Consider the following 21,902-nt stretch of genomic DNA (forward strand, 5'->3'; position numbering starts at 1 on the left):
CACCTGGTGTGGCTTGAAACCGGACGGTTCACTCTGCTGCGTTACTGCAAGGTCATATGCGATGTCCGAATATCTTCTAGAGATGCGCAATATCGGTAAGGACTTCAACGGCGTGAAAGCGCTTGACGGTATTTACCTGAAAGTGCGCGCGGGCGAGTGTGTCGGCCTTTGTGGAGAGAACGGTGCCGGCAAATCTACGCTGATGAAAGTGCTTTCCGGCGTTTATCCCCATGGCACTTGGAGCGGGGAAATTTTTTGGGAAGGCCAAGAACTGAAGGCGGGGGGCATCCGCGACACGGAAGCAGTGGGTATTGTCATCATCCATCAGGAACTCATGATGGTGCCGCACCTGTCGGTTGCCGAAAACATTTTTCTAGGGTCGGAGCCGACAAGCGGCGGGTTCATAGATTATGACCAGATGAATGCGCGCGCGACGGAACTTCTGGCGCAGCTTAATATCCATGACATCAATGTCGCGCTTCCGGTCTATCATTATCCGGGCGGCAAACAACAGTTGATCGAAATTGCAAAAGCAATCAACAAGAATGCGAAGCTGCTCATTCTGGATGAACCGACCTCGGCGCTGACTGCATCGGAAACGCGCGTTCTTCTCGATCTAATCAAGGACTTCAAGGCGCAGGGCATGGCCTGCGTCTACATCTCCCACAAGCTGGATGAAGTGGCAGAAGTTTCCGACACGGTGACAGTCATTCGCGACGGGACACATATTGCTACCAAACCGATGGCGGAACTCGACACGCCCACCATCATAACCATGATGGTGGGGCGCGAGATGAAAAACCTTTTCCCGCGCGAGCCGCACGACATTGGCGAGGTTATTTTCGAGGCGCAGAACATCAATTGCTGGGATGTGACCAATCCGGATCGTAAGGTGGTCGACAATGTCTCATTTGCACTTCGGCGTGGGGAAATTCTCGGTATTGCCGGGTTGGTGGGAGCAGGGCGGACAGAACTGGTTTCCAGTCTGTTCGGTGTCTGGCCCGGAGCACATGATGGGCAGGTCTTTCTGGAAGGTCGTGAGCTAAAGATCCGTACGCCACGCGATGCGGTTCGACAAGGTATCTGCATGGTGCCGGAGGACCGCAAGAAAGATGGCATTCTGCCCATCATGCCGGTGGGCTTTAATATGACGATCTCAATACTGGACCGATTTTCCTTACGCGGGCTGCTAAACAAGGAAGCGGAACTGGCCACGATCCAGCGTGAAATTCTGCGCCTTAAGGTCAAGACTGCAGATCCAATGCTGGAAATCGCGTCCCTGTCCGGTGGTAACCAGCAAAAGGCAGTGCTGTCGAAGATGATGCTGCCAGACCCCAAGGTGCTCATCCTGGATGAACCGACACGGGGCGTTGATGTTGGCGCGAAATACGAAATCTACAAACTGATCTTCGCGCTCGCGAAACAGGGCGTCGCGGTGCTGATGGTCTCCTCCGAAATGCCGGAAGTTCTCGGTATCAGCGACCGTGTTCTTGTGATCGGCGAGGGTAAGCTGCGTGGCGATTTCCCCAATGAAAATCTCACCCAGGAGAAGGTGCTTGCTGCTGCGATCGGCAAACCGATTGTCAACGCGGCCTGATCCTTGAATGACTTTTTTCTCGCATTTCCTTAGCAAAGCCACTTCACATCCTTGCTGGAAATGCTCAATTTGACCGGTGCATGACATGACATTGACGGGCAAAAGCCTTCGGAAGTTTCTGGCGGATTATAAGATTGTTGCGCTGCTGATTGTGGTTGCGCTCATCTGGACATTGTTTGCGATCCTCACCTACGATCCCGAGATGGGACGCTCGCAGTTCCTGACTGCACGCAACTTCTCCAATTTGCTACGCCAGATGGCTATCACGGGAATGCTTGCATCCGCGATGGTTTTCGTCATTGTTGCCGGTGAAATTGACCTTTCGGTTGGCGCACTGTTGGGGCTTTTGGGCGGAATTGCTGCTGTTCTAGACGTCATTTACGGATGGCCGCTATGGGCAACCATCAGCACAGTGCTGGTTCTTGGTGTGGCGCTTGGCGCCTTTAACGGCTGGCTGACTGCCTATCTCGGTATACCGTCGTTTATCGTCACGCTTGGCGGGCAGCTTGTGTTTCGCGGCATTGTGCTTGGCATTATGGGCGGTGTCACGATCGCGCCGATCTCACCAGAATTCAAGTATATCGGGCAGGGTTATCTGCCGGGCTGGCTAGGCAATCTCTGCGCGATGGCTTTGTTCGGCGTGCTTATTTTGATGGCCCTGCGTACACGGGCCAGCAAGCGCAGGCATAATCTCCAGACGCTTTCTTCCGGTTTGGAGATTGCTAGGCTTCTTGGGATCGGTATCCTGATCCTCAGCTTCATTCTGATACTCAACAGCTATCAGGGTGTGCCGGTGCCGGTCCTGATCCTGCTGGTGATCCTCGGCATTTTCACAGTGATCGCTAAACAGACCGTGTTCGGTCGTCACATCTATGCGGTCGGCTCCAACACAGAAGCAACCCGCTTTTCCGGTGTGAATGTCAATTTCGTCAAGATGGCGGTCTTCGCGCTGATGGGTTTGATGGCTGCAGTGGCTGGACTGACCACAACCTCGCGTCTCGCGGCAGGTACACCATCGGCGGGCATGGGCGGTGAGTTGGATGCCATTGCATCGTGCTTCATCGGTGGCACTTCGATGCGCGGCGGTGTTGGCTCGGTGCTTGGTGCACTGGTCGGCGCGCTCATCATGTCGAGCCTCGACAATGGTATGTCTATGCTCGGTGTTGATACATTCTGGCAGCAGATTATCAAGGGTAGCATTCTTGTTCTGGCTGTCTATCTCGACATCGTATCTTCTGGCGGGCGGCGTGGATAAGAGCAGACTTAGAGCCCTGGTCAATCAGAGTCCACTATGCAGACCAATGCTGACCACAGCGGATGCCAGCCGACCTAATCCACTCAACGGAGAGGCCATTGTTCCCGTTGACTTGAAGAAAAAGGAACGATTTTTCCATTTCGACGCTCGGATACGTATTTGCTTTCCTGTTCGAATCCGGCAAGGGCAGGATACTGTCTCACTTCTGTGAGAAGTGTCTTTAGCTTCAACAGGCTCCCGCTGAAGCTTTCCTATCATCGGCCTGATCGACAGAATGACCCAGAGAAATTCTAAGCAACACCAGTCGCGGGCGTTCCGGCTGTTCAAGCCGGTTCTTGCCGGTGCAACTCTGCGAGAACGTTTGATTGGCTGCATTGGTGCCCTTATCGGTATTGCGCTGACCGGTTTTATATCGAGCATTCTGATGGGAAATGGTCCGCATCTACCGTTGATCGTTGCACCGATTGGTGCTTCTGCCGTTCTGCTTTTCGCAGTTCCAACAAGCCCGTTGGCCCAACCGTGGTCGATCATCGGGGGCAATACTATTTCAGCTTTCGTAGGATTGGCCGTTACCCAGTTGGTCGATGACCCGGCTTTGGCAATTGGCCTCGGCGTGGCGCTCGCCATCGCGGCTATGTCGGTTACCCGCAGCCTCCATCCGCCCGGTGGCGCAGCGGCGCTGACTGCGGTACTGGGTGGTCCGGCGGTTGCCAAGTGGGGTTTGCTGTTTCCGCTCGTGCCGGTTGCATTGAATTCCTGCCTTCTCGTCGGCCTTGGTGTCCTGTTTCACAAACTGTCGCGCCGGAAATATCCGCATGTGGCGGCTGCTGCTCCAGTAAACAGACATAGCACTGAAGACTTGCCGCCTTCGGTCCGAATGGGTATCCGCGAGCAAGATATAGATCGCGCGTTGCTTGCACTGGATGAAAGCTTCGATATTGATCGCAACGATCTCGGACGCCTGCTGCGGCAGGTGGAGCTTGAAGTTTCCATTCGTTCCCACGGCGACTTAACTTGCGCCGACATTATGTCTCGCGATGTTGTGAGCATTGATGAAAATGCAACGGCAAGTCAGGCGCGCGAGCTGATCCTTCGACACAACCTCATGACATTGCCGGTTCGCGGTCTTGATGGGAGCCTCAAGGGCGTGGTGGGTTTACGAGAATTGATGCATCCGGGCGACGATTTCAGAAACTATATTGCAGAGGCTCCAACCGCTTCGCAGGCTGATCCGGTGATGAGCCTCTTGTCCAAGCTGACCGATGGATTGGTGCATGCTGTCGTGGTCGTTGATGAAATGAACCGCATCATCGGGTTGGTGTCGCAAAGCGATCTACTGAGCGCGCTCGCGCGTTCACTCCCCCAAGAAAAGTTGGCGCCTCTGAAAGCAGCATAGACAGTCGGGCTAGAGCTTCTCTATTGAATTGAAATGGTTTTCCGGGCAGGGTTTCCTGACCCGGAAATCTGCGGCAGGTGATTATGTCCGTCCAGCGCGTGAGCTTCTATATTCTACTGGCACTGGTCACCATTGCCTTTGCGTGGCTGCTGCTGCCGTATTATTCGGCGGTTCTCTGGGGCGTCATCCTCGTCGTGGTCTTCTCGCCGGTACAGCAACGGCTTGAGCGTCTGCTCGGCGGCAGGAAGAACATTGCCGCTCTGCTTTCGGTGCTCATGTGTATCTGTCTGGTCATCATTCCCATGCTCGCCATTTTCGGCTCGCTGGTACAGGAGGGAAATTCTCTCTATCAACGCCTGAGCAGTCGCGAGTTTGATTTGAACAGTTATATCTCGCGCATTCTCGGCGCTCTGCCTGACTCGCTGGAGGAGTGGCTGACCCGGTTCGAGCTGGGTGATTTCGCAGAATGGCGTGCACGCATATCGTCTGCGATCATGCAGGGCAGTCAGCTTTTTGCCGGAAAACTGGTCAGTTTCGGCCAGAATACGCTGCAATTCTTCATCGGCTTCGGCATCATGCTTTATCTACTGTTCTTCCTTTTCCGTGATGGTGCTGACCTTGGAAGGAAGATCAGGCAGGCCATTCCGCTCGACGATGATTATACGCGCCAGTTTCTGGAAAAATTCATCGCTGTCATCCGGGCAACCGTGAAGGGCAATATCATCATTGCCGTCATTCAGGGCACGATTGGCGGCGTGACGTTCTGGCTTCTTGGTGTCGAAGCGGCATTGCTCTGGGGCGTGTTGATGACGTTTCTCTCCATGCTTCCCGCAGTCGGCGCTGCGCTTGTCTGGGGGCCGGCAGCGGCTTGGTTCTTCGCAAGCGGCGATTGGATAAATGGCGGAATTCTGGTGTTCGTCGGTGTATTCGTGATTGGGCTGATCGATAACCTGCTGCGCCCGCCTCTGGTCGGGAAAGGCACCCGTATGCCTGATTACGTTGTGCTGATTTCCACGGTTGGAGGCATCTCACTGATCGGGATCAACGGATTTGTCGTCGGTCCACTCATTGCCGCGATGTTTATCGCCGCATGGTCACTTCTGGCAGAGGAACAGAAGGGCAATAGTCCCGCTCAACTGCCACAAGATTAAATCTTCAAGCGACTTTCAGTTCGGCGATGGGAAGACCGGTTTCGGTCATCTTGTTGTCGACGCCATTTTCATCGAGAAACTGCTTCATCTCGGCATAGGTCTCGAACCATGCCCGATTATATTTGTCGAACAGCGATTGGTCCCAATAGTCCTCCAGTTGGAAAGGCCTCTCGCTGAAGACGTCATAGCTCGGTATCTTGTAGGTCTCGGCAAATTCGGCCGTACGACTGTCATAGGTAAAATAGATAGACGGTACGCCATTGGCCAGTGCCATCAAATTACCATGCAAGCGATAGCCGAGAACCAGTTGCTGACTACGCACCAGTTCTTCGTAATCGGCAACGACATCCGAATAGAACATACGATGGCGGTAGAGGTTTTCTATTGTTTCATCGAAATACCAGTCGGCGGTCCACCGGTGGTTCTTGAGGGCAGTAACAGCCTCTTCCTTCTGCTCCGCTGTACCCAAAACCATCTTCTTTTCTTCGATCTCGCCCTGCGCCATCAATGTCACATCGAAGCGTTCGGCCATTGATTTTATGAGGTCGCGGTGGCGGGTCAGATATTGTTCGATATCCTGCGCATAGGCCGGCGAAACTTCGCGGCGAACTGTAACGCCGACGTGGTCAACGTTTTCGAGTGGTGGCAATTTGATACGCAAATGCTGGTTGTTGCGGCGAAATGCGGTCGGGCATCCAACAATGCGCACGTTGCGGATGCCGATGTCGTTGAGCACTTGGGCGGTGTAAGCGCCGCGGACACCGATGGAGGTCGTCGAATCTGCAATGATGCGCAAGACCGCCTTGGTCTCTTCAGAAAGCTGTATTTCTCCTCTGACCGGCGCCTGTGCTCCAACCCCGAATGCAATGACCGGTAGTTTCAGCCGTTGCAATACTGGGATTGTGTCACGCCAGTTCATATCCTTGTTGATATAGTTTGAGCCACGCAGGATCACATAATCATATTCTTCACGGAGTTGATCGATCTTCTCAGGCGAGAAATTCGTGATCGGAAGTTCGGAAGCCTTCTCGTAATTCATAAGCTTCAACGATGACTCGAACACGAAAGCGTCGCCAATATTGTGATAGTGATTAATGCTGCCCTGAACGTCGGTGTGACGATACCAGCGGACATTGTCGTGATCGTACACTTCTCCCGCAGGGATCATAACGAGGGCGCGTGCCATACGGTCTTCCTTCTTTTGAATATACAGGTAAGCCAGGCTCAGCTTGCCTGAGAAATGGCAGATTGCGTAACCGCCAGCTTCTGTCTTCGGGGTTTTGACTCGCGCAGCCGCTTATAGAGATCGAGATGCTCCTTCGCGCAGTCGACATAGTGGACTGGGTTGCGGATGGAATGATGCAATCTGTCCCATATGCTCGGTTCGCTGAGCACTTCTGTAAAGCGGTCGGCCAGATCCTCGGCACTGCGAACACGGAAATGCAGACCGTCTTCGCCATCACGTATCTTCTCGGCCATGCCGCCAATATTTGAGCAGATGACCGGACGGCGATGATGCAATGCCTCCTGAATGACGATAGGAGAGTTTTCCCACCAGATCGACGGCATGACGACCCAGTCGACCGACTGCATGAGGCGGGACATTTCAGCATTCTGATACGCGCCATAGAAACGTACGCGCGGGCCGGCTTCTTCAATCAGTTTCTGCATGCGCTCCTGAAAGGAGGGCGGTTGCTTTTCGAGGTTGCCGCCGAAGATCATCAGGCGGGAATCTTCTCCCCAGACCTGCTCCGGTACGCGGGACACCGCATCGAGCAGAACATCGATGCCCTTGAACGGGTTGATCTGGCCGAAAAAGGCAAAGCGGTTACGACGCGAGTTCGGGCCGGTCAACTCACGTGGAGGTGTAACATCGCGAATGGCGATGCCGTTCTCTATAACTGCCATCTTTTCTGCATTGAGGCCCCATTCGAGATAGCGGCTGGCAAGGAACTCGCTCGGCGACACGAATGCGTCGGCCAGTTCCAGCATGCCGCGCACAAAGCGCTCGCGCTTGAGAAAACGCGCTGGTGGTATTTGCGGAAAACAGGCATGGCAATCAATGGGGGACGCCTCGTTGCAGAGCTTCGACGTGCCGGCTTTGACCATCTGCCCATCATTGTTGCAGATGGACAGGAATTCATGAAACGTCACCAGGATGATGCGGTCTGGCAGTGCCTCGCGAAGGGCATAGAGCGTTTCAAGCCCGAGGCCGAGAACATGATGGAAGTGCACGATGTCCGGGTCGAAGTCGCGGACAAAGCGCAGCAGATCACGGCGGATTTCGTCGGTGTTTTTATTTGACAGATAGAAATGATCGTATTCGTCGGCATGGAACAGGATTTCGTCGCTGGCGCGCCGCATGCTCATGAGCGCCGTTGTGCCATGCCGGGGGATCGGGTGGGCGGCTCGCGCCAGATAGACTGACTGTACATCGGGAATGCTGTTCAAACCCTTATGCAGATTGTAGGAAGCGATTTCACCGCCGCCCAACGAAATCGAAGGGTGAGCGTGCGAGATGACGAGAACACGGAGCTTGTCGCTCATGCGGGTTCCTCCACCTGTACCTTGCGTCTGCCAGCGAGAATCGAGGACCAGCGTGCGTCGAAGACTTGCCGATCGATGCGCTCGATGAGCGCGATAGTCGAGGCCCTGTCGGTTGCAGATGTATCGTCCGCTCCCAACATTTGTGCTGAAGGCAACCAATAGGAGCGCAAACCCGACTGTTTCAGCTTCAACCCGAGATCTAGTCCCTTCTCGTGGGTGCCGAGATAACCGCGCGTGAAACCACCGACCGAAAACAGGGCTTCGCGTGGAAGGATACAGCACTCGAACGTAGCCGTTGCCACTTCCGTCAAGGACATTCCTGAAATGGTGTCGATGGGATAACCTGCATAGCGACTGATAAGGGCGCGACCTGCCGACATGCCGGACTGTGGGCCGGCAACCCAGGTTCCCGCCCAGCGAATAGAGTCATCCTCATAGGTAAGTGTAGGAGAAAGAACACAGTCTTTATGCGCATCATAGGCGCTGAGGAGCTTGTTCAGCCATCCAGAACGGCGCGGCAGCAGCGATCCAGCCAGAAATATGACCTGCTCGGTCGAGACCGTACGGGCACCGACTTCCAGCGCATCGTAGAGGTCTTCCGACCCCGTTGCGGAAACGAGCCGGATGCGCAGGCGGTAGAAATCTGCAAGACGCCGGATCTGGACGCCGACACGGTCAATGATCTCGGTCGCAGCAGCAATCACGATCGGCGCGATGCGGGTTTCGGGATCAAGCGCAAGAAGTGCCAGTAAAGGTTCGATTTCTTCGACGCGCTCGTCGATACCGATGATAATCGCGGGTCCTGCCGCATCTTCGAAAGGCCCAAGATCGACCACACCGAAGACTTCCGGCGCAGGACGATTGACGCCGCGCAGCAGCGGCACGAGTTGTTGATCGATAATATGGCGCAAAGCCCATGCATTCGGATCAGTCGCACGGATTTGCCGGACAATAGCATCACGCGATGTCACGCGGGTCGGCGTCAACGGGAAGAAGGCACGGCGTCCATCGCTGATTGCAAGTTCGAGGTAGAAGGGCGAGGTGCTGTCACCGTTAAGTTCGTGCGCGAAGACCACGAAACCATGGGCGTGACGGTTGGGGTCAAGACCGGCATTGAATGGCGGCTGACTGTCGAATTCGCGCGTGACGTCGGGTCGGTCGATACGGGTCCAGCTCGTATCGAGCTGGATCTCACCGCGATGACGGCGCAGCTTCACACTTTCCACGTGGTTGTCGGGGTCGAGCAGCCAACCTGAAATCAGCATACCGCTGCCTTCAACCCTGAAGATGTTGTCTATCCCCATCCGAACCGGAAAGGGAAGGCTGGATACGGTGTCGGCACCGTCGAAGCGATTTGCGGCAGAGCGCATGCGTAGCAGTATGTCAGTCGAGCTGCGTACCCGTGGGAGGATAGCTCGGATATGACCCGGGGTTTCACGCGAACCGGACAACAGTCTGCGATCATAGACTTCGGTAAAACGCCAGCCCCTTCGCCCACGAAACAAAAGTCGCTCTACATCAGTTGGTTCTACTGGCTCACTGGCAAGCAAAAGGCCTGCAAATCCCGAGGCTTCATCGTTAAGGTCGGGCCGAGCGAAAACGCTGATTGCGCATTCCGCGAGCGAAGGATTTTTGCCGCTGATCAATAACCGGGTAACGGCAGGTGTCAAATCCTGTGCCCAGCCCTGAACGAAAATTTCGCCTTCGTCACTGCCCCCGATGAGTTCGATGCAGCCATCGGAACGGGCTCCTGACTGCAGCAGAACGGTGATGGCCGAAAGTTTCTTCCGGCTGATAGGGCCTGAAATGAGACCTTCTACCAGCTCATCAATAACGCTTGGCAAACTCGGTCCAGCCAGATCACTGACCATGGCGACAAAATCGGCAATAGAAGCGGAGCGCGAAGCAAAATTGTAGCGGGCTACTTTTGTGCGGTGCTGGAACATGATTGTCTTGAGGATGCCACGGCGCAAAGCAGCAGTTGGCACGATAGCTACGAAACCATGCGTTCCGGTGGGTGAAGGCTCCTTGAGCGGCCATGTTATCAGACTTGTTTTCACGCTTACGGCTGGATCGCCATTGAGAAAGGCGGTTATCTGATCACCTGCAGCGCTGCCGATACCAAGTACCAGCACCAGCGTTTCTTCGATCACGCTGCCGACGACCATTTCGCCTTCCCTCATCATGGGAGGGCGATCTGGTGTGCGTAGCTGTCTCACGACTGGCTTTTCCGTGTTGGGGCGTTCGTCTTGCACCATCCCGTTCGTCCTCAGGGCATGACCGCAAGCGTTAGAAGCGCGCCCGCAACGAACCCCGTCAAGACGGCGGCAAGCAAGAACAGGAACTTGAGGTCACCTCCGCTGCGCTTGTGAACGTCGTCCATGCGCTGTTCCAGCCCTGCGACCACACCGTCCATGCGCATGATGTGCACATCGAGTTCGGTCATGCGCTGATGGAGATCGGTACGCAGCCCGTCGACCGAACTGACAATATCCAGCATTTCTGCCGGAGCGGCATTGCCGGAGCCATCAAGGGTAGGCGCAACACGCTGCAACGAACGCTGGTTCACTTGAAGCTGGCGCTGCGCCGCCATCAGCATGTCAAGCTTGTCCAGAATGCGCGTCATCGGAGCAGCGATAAGCGCTTCGGCAGCCTGTTCGTCGGGCTTCGGCACGCGCAACTTATGTTCGGTGCCAGCGGCATTGGCCGCCACGACGACGAGTTCGCCAGCTCGCGCGGCGGCGAATTGGGGCAGCATCACTTCAAAAGCATGCTTGCCATCGCCGATGCCGTTGCGCTTGAGGTCGGGGCGATCCTTGTCAGCGGGGGCTTCGGCGATAGGCTTGTCGTCCAGAAGGACGCGGATCAAAAGCCGTTCTGTTGGAACGGAGGGATCATAGGCCCAACCATAAAGGCGTCCTTCCTCAATGGCGTCAACGCGTCCTTTCATGGCTTCGGTCCTTTGAGGCTCGGCGGCGGCATTGGGTGTCGCTGCCTGCTTGGTTTCCCCCTCGGATGGAACTTTGGTCGCGATGTTCATGATTTACCTCTTATGCTGCCTCGACACGTGTGACACGCAATGTCCCGATCAGATCGAGATAGCGTGCGGCGGTCGTGTCGATGGTGTCCGGATGGCGTGCGTTCTCGCTGAGTGACTGGCGCAAATCCGGGCTTTCCGCCATTCGGCGCATCGCCTGGGCGAGCGCGAGCGGATCATTCGGAGGAACGGTGAGGCCATTGACCTCGTTTTCAATCATTTCGGCCATTCCACCGATGTTGCTGCAAATAACGGGACGGTTCTGTCCCTGTGCTTCTTGAATCACCAGCGGAGCATTTTCCCACCAGATCGACGGCATGATTGCACAGTCGACGGTTTGGATAAGTTGGGCAATGTCCTCCCGGTGATAAGCACCCCGACGTTGGACAAAAGGATATGTCTCTGCAAAGAGCCGCTCAATCTCGCTGACAAAGCTCTCGCTTTGAAACAGTGCTGCACCATGCACGCGCAGCTCGAAATCAAAACCTTCGGAGATAAGCTGCTGTGCTGCTTCGAGCAGGACGGTTGCACCCTTCCACGGATTGAGGTTACCGAAATATCCGAAGACCGGTTTGCTGCGTTCGACCTGCCGCATTTGTACTGAGGTGCGTTCCGGTTGACCATTGGGAATGACGCTGATCAGCTCTTCCGCAAGTCCCCATTCCATGTAACGTTGTTTGAGAAACTCGCTTGGCGAAACAAAAGCATCGACAGCGCTCAGAAGCGATTTGATATGCCTTTCACGCAGCACGAATTTATCAAGCGCAATATCCTTGAAGCAGGCATGGCAGCGGTCCGGGTTAGCCCCGTAACAGAGTTCTTTACCAGCGGTACGTACCATCAATCCGTCATGGTGGCAGATGGGATAATAGTCGTGTAAAGTCAGCACGATACGGCAATCCGGCAGTGTACGGCGCACGATATGGGGAAACTCGGCACCGAGCAAAAGCAAGTGATGCAGATGCACGACATCCGGTCTAAAGTCCTGCAATAGCTCAACAATGTCGGGAACGATCCCGTAAAGGTCGATCTGGCTCATATAGAAGCGGTCGAAATGGCCGGACCAGAGCAGAATCTCATCGCCGCCATTGCCAATGCTCTGGAAGCTCGTACCTGGGCGAGCCTCGCGATGCACTTTGTTGGTGGCACCCATGAACATGGCTTCGCAACCTGTGCGCTGATAGGCCCTAAACAGGTCATGCGCGAAGATTTCCGTCCCGCCAGGATGCAGCGACGGATGGTTGTGGGCCGCTATAAGGACACGCGGGGCCATCAGACAGAATCCCGCGTGGCGATGAAAATGTCCTGATAATGATCCGCCTCAATGCCGCGCCAGTGACCGAGGGACTTGCTTTCGAGCGTCAGTTTTGCCCCGGCAAGCGCGCGATCCAGAAAACCGTTTTCAAATCCTACTGCTGCAAGCGGTGGTAGTTCCGGTACAAACCAGCACGGTCCACTGCCATGACGTTCAAACGCAAGTCGCTTGTCGCGTTTGCCATGACGGTCGCGCGCGGCCACATCATCCACCACAAATGCAGTCATGAACAGTTTACCGCTGCGTGCAAGGACGCGGAAGACTTGATCGAGATAGGTTTTGACTTCATCCGACGGCAGATGCGTGACCACCGATGTCATGATGACGAAATCGAAACTGTTATCGGCAAATGGCAGGGCGAGCGTGAGCCCATTCACCGTACCTTTGGGGTTATAGAGATCGTGGGCGATATCAATGTGTCGGAACTCGAAATTCGGATAGCGCGATGTGATATTCTGGCGGCACCAGTTTACACCGCTTACCACCGGATCGATTCCGCAATAGCGGGCTTTTGCCGGATCGAGATATTGCGTCAATGGCACCGCCATGCGACCGATGCCTGAACCGATATCAAGCACGCGGGCGTCGGGCCGAAGACCGCCCTTACGGACGAAATGACTGAGAAACTCCGCACCAACCGCGCGATAATCACCATCTCCGACGAACACGCTGTTTGGATCGGGTGAAGGCATAAAACGGTTCTTCAAAACAGACTGCATCAGCCAGTCGATCTGCGCATCCGGTATTGCTGGTTTGGCTTCAGGGTCTGGCTGTTTCAGCGCTACCACGTCCGTCAAGCGGCGCTCCTTTCAGATTTGGTCATGATCACATTCGACAGGTCGGCTGTGCGCTCCTGTTCGTGTGGCAGAGCCATCAATTCGGCAATGTCCACATCCCAGCGCTGTGTATGAAGCCAGGAATTGTACTGGCTGGCGAGGCCTCGCATATAATCCGCGCTGCGGCGGATTGAGCGGCGCTCGAAATGGTAAAGCTTTACGGAGGGTTCATAGAATATCTGGAAGCCGAGCTGTCTGATCTTCAGGCATAGATCGCTATCCTCGTAGTCGCCGATGACATAGTCTTCCGTATAGCCGCCGACGAGGTCAAAGATATCCTTGCGCGTTATCAGGCAGGCGCCCGTAACGCCCGGCACTTCGCGTGGCCTGAGTGCTGGCGGATAATTGCCTGGCATGCCCTTGTAATAGTGGTGATTGAGCCAGACGCCCTGACGGTTGCGAGCGAAATAAAGCCCGGCATGCTGGAGCGAGCCATCCTCAAACAGAAGGCGAGGGCCGATTACACCGAGTTTCGGCTGATCGAACAAGGGCTGGATCAGCCGCTGCAACCAGCCATGTTCTGCAGGCACGACGTCGGAGTTCAACATCACGATAGTCGTTCCAGTGGCAATACTGGCGCCCGCATTGCAGGCACGCGCATATCCACCATTGCGGTTCATGATCACAAGTTTGAAAGGCAGATCGTGCAGAATATGCAATCCGCCCAACATGTGCTCTGTGTCGTCTTGAATTTCTGGAGAATCCAGAACGAAGATGAACTCTGCATGTTTCACCAGCCACGGGTCTGTGGACATGGATGAAAATTGAAAACGCAGAAAATCGAGATTGCGATAAAGCGGAATAACGATGGATGCGAGCGGGGATGATGGAGCTGTACCGTAATCTTTCACCTCGGCAATCCGCACTGTTGCAGCGAGCTTTTTCTCAACTTCGGTTAGAGCCGGCCCCAGAATGTGGGAAAAAACGTGAGGCTTTGCCTGCTGTGGCGGTACAGATCGCAAAATGCGATTGCGCTGTGTCGATGGCTCGAAGGGCTGCGGTGCCGGTACCAGAGCAGCGGTAGCGCCAGATGCAAGGCGCAACTGTAACCGCGGTTGCAGGAGAGGTCCAAGATTCTGCAACGAAGGAAGCCACGCGACAAAACCCGTCACATCCTGCTGCGGCGCATCTTCCTGCTTGGCAACTCTGCCCGGGAATTTGTGCAAATTGGGCTTCAGAGACAAAGCGCTTCCGCCCTCCGCAAGATATTCGATGTCTGCGAGCATGGCGGCCGGGTCATGCATCCATCCGCCCACAATCAACCCGCCGTCGAGCGCCAATGCGAGATCGATTTCCGCTGCCGGGTGGGTGGCAGACTGTGCGATCTGCCGAACGGGCAGTGGAGTGCGCGTTTGCAGGTCGATCGCCACTGCGGCACCGGTAGGGCTTAGTTTGCCGATTTCGCGAACAAGAAACTCCCGCAGTGCGCCGTTACCCTGCCATTTGGTCCACCATTTAGCGAAATCCGTTTGTTCGCCGGTCTTTGTCGCAAGTTTGCGGACGGCAACGCCATTCTGACCGGTGATAACCAACAGCAGGGATGACGGCAGCTCTTGCGCTGCTTCCAGCAGAAAATGGCATGCCTGCCAGGCATCGCGAGTTTGCCGCCCCACAACAAACCTAGGTGGAATGATCATGACGCTGCCGGACGTGATGCCATAAATGGCCGAAATCTCGCCCAGCATCGGGTCGACCGCTGTTTCGAGAAGATGATGTCCTTGAACTGGTTCGCCGCAGTGTTGAGCCTCGCGCGGTTCCGGTGTCAGCGCGAAAGTCAGGTCACGCACGAGGGATGCGAAAGTCTGGTTTCGCGAGAGCCGGAACGTGCTGCGCCACGTGGTCAGAATAGTGGTGAGAAGCTTGATATGTCCGGGCAAAGTGAGTTCGCTGACGACGTACTCGACGTCAAAGGGGGCAAGTTCATTCGCAGGGTAAATGATGGCTTTTGCCGTCGGGCCAAGAGATCCTGCGGAAAGCGAAAGCTCAGTGGGGTCATTATTGGTGCGCATGGCCCAGAACATGCGCATGCCACCATTTTCGAGCGGAATGCCAACGCTCAGCAGCGGAACCGGTGGGGTAGGCATTTCAAATGTGCATTTGGTGGTTGCGCGAGCCGAACCCGGAATATCCCAGATAACCACAGCGACATCAGCGCAAAGACGGCAAATGGAGAGGTTCTCGGTTTTGCTTTCAATGTCCGCCGAATGGTCGAGGTTCAATGTGTGGCCCTTTCATTCCTGCAGAAGGTCCAGACATCCAAAGTCGAGACTTTGAGTGTCCGGTGAAGACGAAACGTGCCCGGCGGGAGGACTGCCGGGCACGCTTTCAATTGTTCAATCAGTGAACAGTGAAGTACTGGTCGGGATGAGCCTGCACGTCGTCTGCATTGGTGTTCACGAGAGTAACGGTGTCGCCATTGCCGAGATCGACAACGACATTACCGCCAACCTGAGTGACACGGTCGGCAAGATCGTCAGCGGAAGAGATATCAAGACCATTGATGCCCTTCTGAATCTGCAGAATGTCTTCACCGGGATTGAAGTCGAGAATGACGTCGTTTCCGCCGCCACCGTTGAACAGGAATGTATCGCTGCCATTTCCACCGATGAGAACATCGTTGCCGGCACCGCCATCAAGGATGTCGTTGCCGTTCCCACCGTAGAGGATGTCATTATGTGCGCCGCCATAGAGCAGGTCAGAGCCGTTGCCGCCCTGGAGAATGTCATCTCCATTGCCGCCAAACAGCACGTCGCTGCCGTTGCCGCCGCTCAGGACGTCGTTTCCTTCATTGCCGAAGAGAATGTCGTTCCCGTTATCACCGAACAGGGTGTCATTACCCGTGCCGCCGAAAAGGATGTCGCTCCCGTTGCCGCCGAAGACGGTGTCGTTGCCATCGCCTCCGAATACGAGATCATCACCGCCGTGAGCGCGGATGAAATCGTCAAAGCGGGAGCCGAACAACACGTCGTCGTAGGCGCCGCCTTCTAAAGTGGCCATCTGCTTCTCCTTGTGTTCCTGTATGGGGTTTCCACAAGCCGGAATGCTCCGACCATTATGCTCTTAGTATTCTGCTCTGCATTAACTGGAATTGCAACATTGGCATTTGGTATAATTTTGACGCCAATAAGTAACAAATTATTACGAGTAGTTTATATTACAGTTATGTAAACAGAAATATGTGTTATTTTTATATAGACGATAATTTTTGTTTAATTTATATTTGTTTGAAGATTGCTTCAAATTTTGAAATTCTTGATAAAAGGGCAAAAAAGTATCACCAATATGATGATGCCGCCAATGAGTGTTCATGTGCGACGTTTTTGTTCGGTGGCTTTTCAATCTGTGGTGGAGTTTTACTTGGGAACTCTCCGACCGCTAATCTTCGCGGAATGCACGGTTCAGGCTATCTGTGATAGGGGAAACCAAGTAATCAATGGCGCGACGTTCCTTGTGCACGATAATTATTTCGGCAGGCATGCCCGGATAAAGTCGCGCAGTCGGATTCGCCGCAAGTGACTCTGGAGTAATTTCGGCCCGAGCGACGAAGAATGCGGTATCGGTCTTTTCGTCGAGCGATTGATCGGCGGCTATATAGGTCAGTTTGCCGTCGAGCGGGGCCATCGAACGTTGATTATATGCCGTCAACCGGATCTGCGCACCCGAACCGACCGAAATGCTGTCGATATCACGCGGGCTGATCTTCATTTCGACAACCAGGGGCTCGTTCTCGGGAACGATATCCATGATCGCTTCACCAGGGGCGATAACTCCGCCCGGCGTGCGCAGTCTGATATTTGCGACAATACCGTCTTGGGGTGAGCGAACTTCTACACGGCGCATCACATCCTTGGCGGCAACGATACGTTCTTGCACGTCCGAAAGTTCGACCTGGCTCGATGTGATTTCGCCGGCAATTTCGGACTGGAGGTCGCTTTCGATTCCCGTCAAAGCGAACTCCGCACCAGCCTTTGCCTGTTCTGCTTTTGCCTTGTCTCCCGCATATTCGCCGCGGTCGCCAGCAAGCTGGCTGAGACGAGTATCGATTTCCGTGAGCTTCGATTTCTGGGCAAAGCCTTTTTCAACGAGGCTGGCAATTGCCTTGCGCTGATCGCTGATAAGTTCGATCTGCCGGTCGGTGGCTGCAATCTGCGATGCCGAGGCCTTGGCTTGCTCCGTATACTGCTCAATGGTCTTTTGCTGTATGTCAATCTTGCTCAGTTTCTGCGCAAGTCGCTTCTGGAAAAAGATATTTTCGGCGCGGATGGCGTTCTGTGCATTCTCACCGCCATTGGCGAAACCTTCCGGGAAGCTGATTTCTTTTTGGCCCGATTGCTCGGCACGCAGACGGGCCAGTTTTGCGATTAACCCGATGCGTCTGCTTTCCAGGGACTGGAGATCGGAACGGGCTTTGGTGTCGTCAAGCCGGAGAAGCGGCTGGCCGACCTTGACGAGATCGCCTTCCTGTACGAGTAAACGGTCCAGAATGCCGCCTTCAAGGTGGCTGATCGTCTTGCGCTTGGAATCGACGATGACCGTACCCATCGCGACGGCGGCGCTTCCCAGATTGGCAGAATAAGCCCAGGCGAAGAATCCACCGAAGGCGACGCCAATAGTGGTGAGGCCGGCGATGATGAGGCCGCGCAAAGGCGATCGCGAATCTTCCCGCTCAAGATCATGCGCCCATTCAGGTTTGACGCTGCCGAAACGGGTGAGCGTTTTGTGATCCGAAGATTCTGCACGCGGAGCGAGCAGGCTTGAGACACGGCGAGGAATGACTGATTTACCCATCATGCGTTGGCTGCTCCCATTTGCGGGCCGTTATTGGCAGGCGTCAATGAGGCGACGACATCGGTGCGCGGACCGAACTGCGAAATACGACCGCTTTCGAGCACCAGCAGCTTGTCGGCAACCTGCATGATAGACGGTCGATGTGCGATCATGATGACAATGGCGCCATCGTCACGGGCATGCTCTACGGCACGGATTAAGGCGCGTTCGCCAACAGCGTCGAGATTCGAATTGGGCTCATCAAGAACGATCAGGCGTGGGCGATTGTAGAGGCAGCGGGCGAGACCTATCCTCTGGCGCTGGCCACCGGACAAGGTGAGGCGCCCATCGCCAATCGGCGTGTCATAGCCAAGCGGCATGCGCCCTATCATCTCATGCACGTCAGCAAGACGTGCAGCTTCCAGCACGCGATGCGGGTCGCTGTCACCCATACGGGCGATATTGTCCTTGATGGTTCCGTCTAGCAGCGAGACGGATTGCGGCAGGTAGCCGGCAATCTCGCCGAACGAACCGCGCTCCCAAAGGTAGACGTTGTTGCCGTCGAGGAAAACGCCTCCCGATGTCGGCTTGACGATGCCGATCAACAGACGGGCAAGCGTCGACTTGCCGGCTGCCGAAGGGCCGACCACCCCCAGCACTTCACCCGGCGACACCGAGAAAGAAATGCCCTTGATGATGGGAACGTCAACGCCCGGAGCGGCATAGATCAGCTTGTCGATTACAAGATCGCCGTTGGGGCGCGGAGTCGGCATGGTTTGCCGAACAGCCAGATTTTCAGAAAGCAGCGATTGGACACGTTTCCAGCTCGCGATAGCACTGACCCACTGACGCCAGTTTTCAACGATTCGATCGAATGGCATCAACAAACGGCCGATGATGATGCTCGTTGCAATCATGGCGCCCGGCGTGATTTCCTGTTGCATGGCGAGCAGCGTGCCGATGCCGAGCGAACCGATCTGGATGATGAAGCGGGCCGTGCGGGCAATTGAGGATAGGGCGCGGGCACGTGTTCCGCCAAGGTCGAGCACTTCCAGCGCCTGAAGTTGCATCGTGCGCCAGCGACGCGCGAGCGCGGGAAGCATGCCCATGGCTTCAATAACTTCGGCGTGTCGCAAGCTACTGCCAATTTTCGACACTGCTTCGATATTGGCTTGATTCGCCTCCTGAATGAGGTTTCGGGTCAGCAGATCGGTTAGCAGGCCACACGCGATCAGGATGATTACGGCGACAAGGCCGATCACGCCAAGCATCGGGTGAAGCAGGAACAGAACGCCGAGAAAGATCGGCGACCATGCCGCATCAAGCGGAGCATTGATGGCAGGGGATGTGAGAAAACTGCGCAATTCATTGAGGTCGCGAAGGGTTTGCGTTGCTTTCGGCATGCCTTGATTCACCGAAGCTTGTACCGCTGCCGTCAGAACCGCGAGGTTAAGGCGGCGAACAAGCGCACTGCCCATGGCCTGAAAGGAAAGCGAGCGGATAAATTCCAGCACGCCGAACACCAGCATGGCCCCGATGGCGAGCACCGTAAGCATGGTAAGCGTATCCATGCTTCGGCTGTTGAGCACCCTATCATGAACCTGCAACATGTAGAGGGGTACAGTGAGTTGTAGCAAATTGATACAGGCACTCAACAGCACCGCATAAAGCAGTCCCGACAGAAAAACGCGGCGGGCCTTGAAAATCAGGCCTTTGGGCGTAATTACCGAATCGTCTTGCCCCTTTTTGTGCGTGAGGCTCTTGCCAATCGAGTTGATTTCGCGAGTATCATTCATACGCTATCTGCCTTGGAATGGTCACAGGTGGCGGATATTCCTAAAAACTGTGATCCAGTTCTCAAGATCAGTAAAGTAATACTGCAGAGAATGTGACAGAAAAAAGGTTCTTGCGGCGGGGAAATGCGAAAGGAGCAAAGAAAATATAACCGAAAATTTCTTCAAAATTTGAAGTAAAATTGAAAATGGAGAGCAGAAGATGCAAAAACTTCTACACGAGGGAGTGGAAGTCGAAACATCAGTCGATGGCTTTACTGCCGTTGATTTTCCTGAGGTTACCGCCGAAAAACAGGAGCGCAGACATCCGGTTCATACAGTCGTTATCACACATTTCGAACTGGCCCGGATGATAGAACGAGTGAACCGCCGCTTTGTAAGTTTGTTGAAAACCGAACTGACGAAGCTAGGTGTGGAAGATATTGGCCCGGCCCAGACATTGGTTCTGATGGCTATTGGCGATGTCGAGCTCACTGTGGGTGAACTATTGGATCGGGGACACTACGTCGGTTCCAACATATCCTATTATCTTAAACAGCTTACCGATGGCGGCTATGTCGATCGTGTCGCCTCGCAGAGGGACAAACGGTCTGCCCGTATTCGACTGACCGATAAGGGGGAGCGGTTGTGCGCAAGCTTGCGGAATGCAAGCAGGGCCTACAACCATATTCTCACCCGCGATGATGACGATCTCAGAAATCTCGAGATTGCCTATCAGACTCTGCACAGACTGGAACTCGTGTGGGGTAACGCTGCACGATTTGGTATTTGATGTGTTGCGAAGATTTTCGGCCAATAGCCGAGCACGTTTCGTAATATGCGTATAGCATTTGTGCACAGGCGTGGTTTCGGTCAGTTCGCCGCACTGGCCGAGAATCTGGCTACCAGCGGACATGATGTAAGCTTGATCTGCGAGACAGTGGACCGTCGCCTCCCAACGGTCCGTGTCATCCGCCACAGAGTAGAATCTGGACCTCGCACCGGCGGTGCGATGGCCAGATATCTTGAAGTACCCGATCATCACACGAGGATCGGGTACCGTGTGGCCGAGACCTTGGAATCTATGATCCGTCAGGGCCAGGAACCTGACATTATCGTCGGACATATTGGTTGGGGCAGTATGATGTTCGTCAAGGACGTGCTGCCCAAGGTGCCAGCGCTTGGCTACTGCGAGTTCTTCTACCGCGCCAATGGTGCGGATGTTGGCTTTGCGCCTGGCGACCAGCCAGACATTGAAACCCGGAAGCGACTACGTCTGCGCAACATGGCGCAGCTTGTAACGCTTGAGGGAATCGACGGCGGGCTCAGTCCAACACATTGGCAGAAAAGTCTCTACCCGCGTTCCGTGCAGAATCGTATCGCAGTGGTTCATGAAGGGGTGGATACAAAGCTGTTCTATCCAGACCGCCATGCCACGATTCAGTTGCCTGACGGCCGGACGCTTAAAGCAGGAGAATCGCGCGTGATTACGTTTGTTGCGCGCGATCTCGAACCTTATCGCGGTTTTCCTCAAGCGCTTGAAGCTGCTGCCAAAGTTATCAGGCAGAACGATGATGCGATTTTCGTTTTTGTTGGCGGCGATGGCGTCAGCTATGGAACGCCGCCGCCAGGTGGTGGATCGTGGCGCGAGCATCTAGCTAAGAATTTTGATCTTCCGCCGGATCGTATCGTATTTCCTGGCACAATTCCGCATGCCCAGTTGCGGAAGCTCTATCAGATATCGACCGCACATATCTATCTAACCTACCCGTTTGTCTTGTCCTGGTCGGTCGTTGAAGCTATGGCCTGCGGCGCGCTTATCATCGGTTCGGATACACCGCCTGTTCGGGAGGTGATCCGGTCTGGTCAGAACGGTCTGCTCGTGCCCTTTTTTGAATCGGATGTTCTGGCGGAAGTGATCATGAACGTCCTTCGCGATCCCGATGCATGCCTGCAGATGCGGGCCGCAGCACGCCGGACCGTCGAAAACCGGTTCAGGTTGTCGAATTGTTTACAGCAGCAAAAAACCTTGATCGATGCAATATTGAACGGGAAGTAGTCAGTATGTGGCGACAATTAGGCGAATAATAATAAATCTTCAATATATATTGCCGTAATTCTAGGCATTTACGCTGTTATTTTGATTTACGTGAACATTATTTCAAAATTTGAATTAAAAATGTTCCAAATGTTCGTAATATTATTATGTATTTGATGTTATAAGTCTGT

At 54.7% G+C, this 21,902-nt stretch carries 16 protein-coding genes; 6 read left to right on the forward strand and 10 right to left on the reverse strand.

The features are described from left to right. Window positions 1-61: 61 nt before the first annotated feature. The 4 genes from FJQ48_RS05320 (at window position 62) to FJQ48_RS05335 (ending at window position 5,399) form a co-directional block, all read left to right on the forward strand. Entirely contained in the window at window positions 62-1,597 is a 1,536-nt protein-coding gene (locus FJQ48_RS05320; RefSeq protein WP_139974166.1) for a xylose ABC transporter ATP-binding protein, read from the forward strand. Between the two features lie 85 nt (window positions 1,598-1,682). After that, the gene (locus tag FJQ48_RS05325; RefSeq protein WP_139974167.1) at window positions 1,683-2,852 is read left to right on the forward strand and encodes a sugar ABC transporter permease; all 1,170 of its coding nucleotides are present in this window, start codon (window positions 1,683-1,685) and stop codon (window positions 2,850-2,852) included. 274 nt (window positions 2,853-3,126) lie between these two features. Then, entirely contained in the window at window positions 3,127-4,248 is a 1,122-nt protein-coding gene (locus FJQ48_RS05330; RefSeq protein ID WP_139974168.1) for an HPP family protein, read from the forward strand. Window positions 4,249-4,331: 83 nt separating this feature from the next. Further along, a complete protein-coding gene (locus tag FJQ48_RS05335; protein ID WP_139974169.1) occupies window positions 4,332-5,399 on the forward strand; it encodes an AI-2E family transporter in 1,068 nt (355 codons plus the stop codon). 4 nt (window positions 5,400-5,403) lie between these two features. Here FJQ48_RS05335 and FJQ48_RS05340 read toward each other — a convergent pair whose 3' ends face one another. The 10 genes from FJQ48_RS05340 to FJQ48_RS05385 form a co-directional block, all read right to left on the reverse strand. Beyond that, entirely contained in the window at window positions 5,404-6,585 is a 1,182-nt protein-coding gene (locus FJQ48_RS05340; RefSeq protein ID WP_139974170.1) for a polysaccharide pyruvyl transferase family protein, read from the reverse strand. Between the two features lie 38 nt (window positions 6,586-6,623). Further along, the gene (locus tag FJQ48_RS05345) at window positions 6,624-7,946 is read right to left on the reverse strand and encodes a glycosyltransferase family 4 protein (protein WP_139974171.1); all 1,323 of its coding nucleotides are present in this window, start codon (window positions 7,944-7,946) and stop codon (window positions 6,624-6,626) included. Further along, window positions 7,943-10,204 carry a hypothetical protein gene (locus FJQ48_RS05350; RefSeq protein ID WP_139974172.1) on the reverse strand — a complete coding sequence of 754 codons (2,262 nt, stop codon included), beginning with the start codon at window positions 10,202-10,204 and terminating at the stop codon, window positions 7,943-7,945. Before FJQ48_RS05350 ends, FJQ48_RS05345 begins: the two co-directional genes overlap by 4 nt. An 11-nt stretch (window positions 10,205-10,215) precedes the next feature. Further along, window positions 10,216-10,986 (reverse strand): hypothetical protein, encoded by a 771-nt coding sequence (locus FJQ48_RS05355; RefSeq protein WP_139974173.1) that lies wholly within the window; start codon window positions 10,984-10,986, stop codon window positions 10,216-10,218. 10 nt (window positions 10,987-10,996) lie between these two features. Beyond that, window positions 10,997-12,256 carry a glycosyltransferase family 4 protein gene (locus FJQ48_RS05360; protein ID WP_139974174.1) on the reverse strand — a complete coding sequence of 420 codons (1,260 nt, stop codon included), beginning with the start codon at window positions 12,254-12,256 and terminating at the stop codon, window positions 10,997-10,999. Further along, window positions 12,256-13,095: a class I SAM-dependent methyltransferase gene (locus FJQ48_RS05365; protein ID WP_139974175.1), complete on the reverse strand. Its 840-nt coding sequence runs from the start codon at window positions 13,093-13,095 to the stop codon at window positions 12,256-12,258. Before FJQ48_RS05365 ends, FJQ48_RS05360 begins: the two co-directional genes overlap by 1 nt. After that, window positions 13,092-15,353 carry a glycosyltransferase family 2 protein gene (locus tag FJQ48_RS05370; RefSeq protein WP_139974176.1) on the reverse strand — a complete coding sequence of 754 codons (2,262 nt, stop codon included), beginning with the start codon at window positions 15,351-15,353 and terminating at the stop codon, window positions 13,092-13,094. Before FJQ48_RS05370 ends, FJQ48_RS05365 begins: the two co-directional genes overlap by 4 nt. 118 nt (window positions 15,354-15,471) lie before the next feature. Beyond that, entirely contained in the window at window positions 15,472-16,131 is a 660-nt protein-coding gene (locus FJQ48_RS05375) for a calcium-binding protein (protein ID WP_139974177.1), read from the reverse strand. A gap of 378 nt (window positions 16,132-16,509) precedes the next feature. Continuing rightward, a complete protein-coding gene (locus FJQ48_RS05380; protein WP_139974178.1) occupies window positions 16,510-17,925 on the reverse strand; it encodes an HlyD family type I secretion periplasmic adaptor subunit in 1,416 nt (471 codons plus the stop codon). Beyond that, a complete protein-coding gene (locus tag FJQ48_RS05385) occupies window positions 17,922-19,697 on the reverse strand; it encodes a type I secretion system permease/ATPase (protein ID WP_139974179.1) in 1,776 nt (591 codons plus the stop codon). Before FJQ48_RS05385 ends, FJQ48_RS05380 begins: the two co-directional genes overlap by 4 nt. Window positions 19,698-19,896: 199 nt before the next feature. On the opposite strand from FJQ48_RS05385, the gene FJQ48_RS05390 reads away from it, so the two are divergent. After that, window positions 19,897-20,466, forward strand: coding sequence for a MarR family transcriptional regulator (locus FJQ48_RS05390; RefSeq protein WP_010658636.1), 570 nt, complete (start codon window positions 19,897-19,899; stop codon window positions 20,464-20,466). A gap of 45 nt (window positions 20,467-20,511) precedes the next feature. Beyond that, window positions 20,512-21,732 carry a glycosyltransferase family 4 protein gene (locus tag FJQ48_RS05395; protein WP_139974180.1) on the forward strand — a complete coding sequence of 407 codons (1,221 nt, stop codon included), beginning with the start codon at window positions 20,512-20,514 and terminating at the stop codon, window positions 21,730-21,732. Window positions 21,733-21,902: the final 170 nt, after the last annotated feature.

This window comes from Ochrobactrum sp. CGA5 (assembly GCF_006345815.1).
Taxonomy (GTDB): domain Bacteria; phylum Pseudomonadota; class Alphaproteobacteria; order Rhizobiales; family Rhizobiaceae; genus Brucella.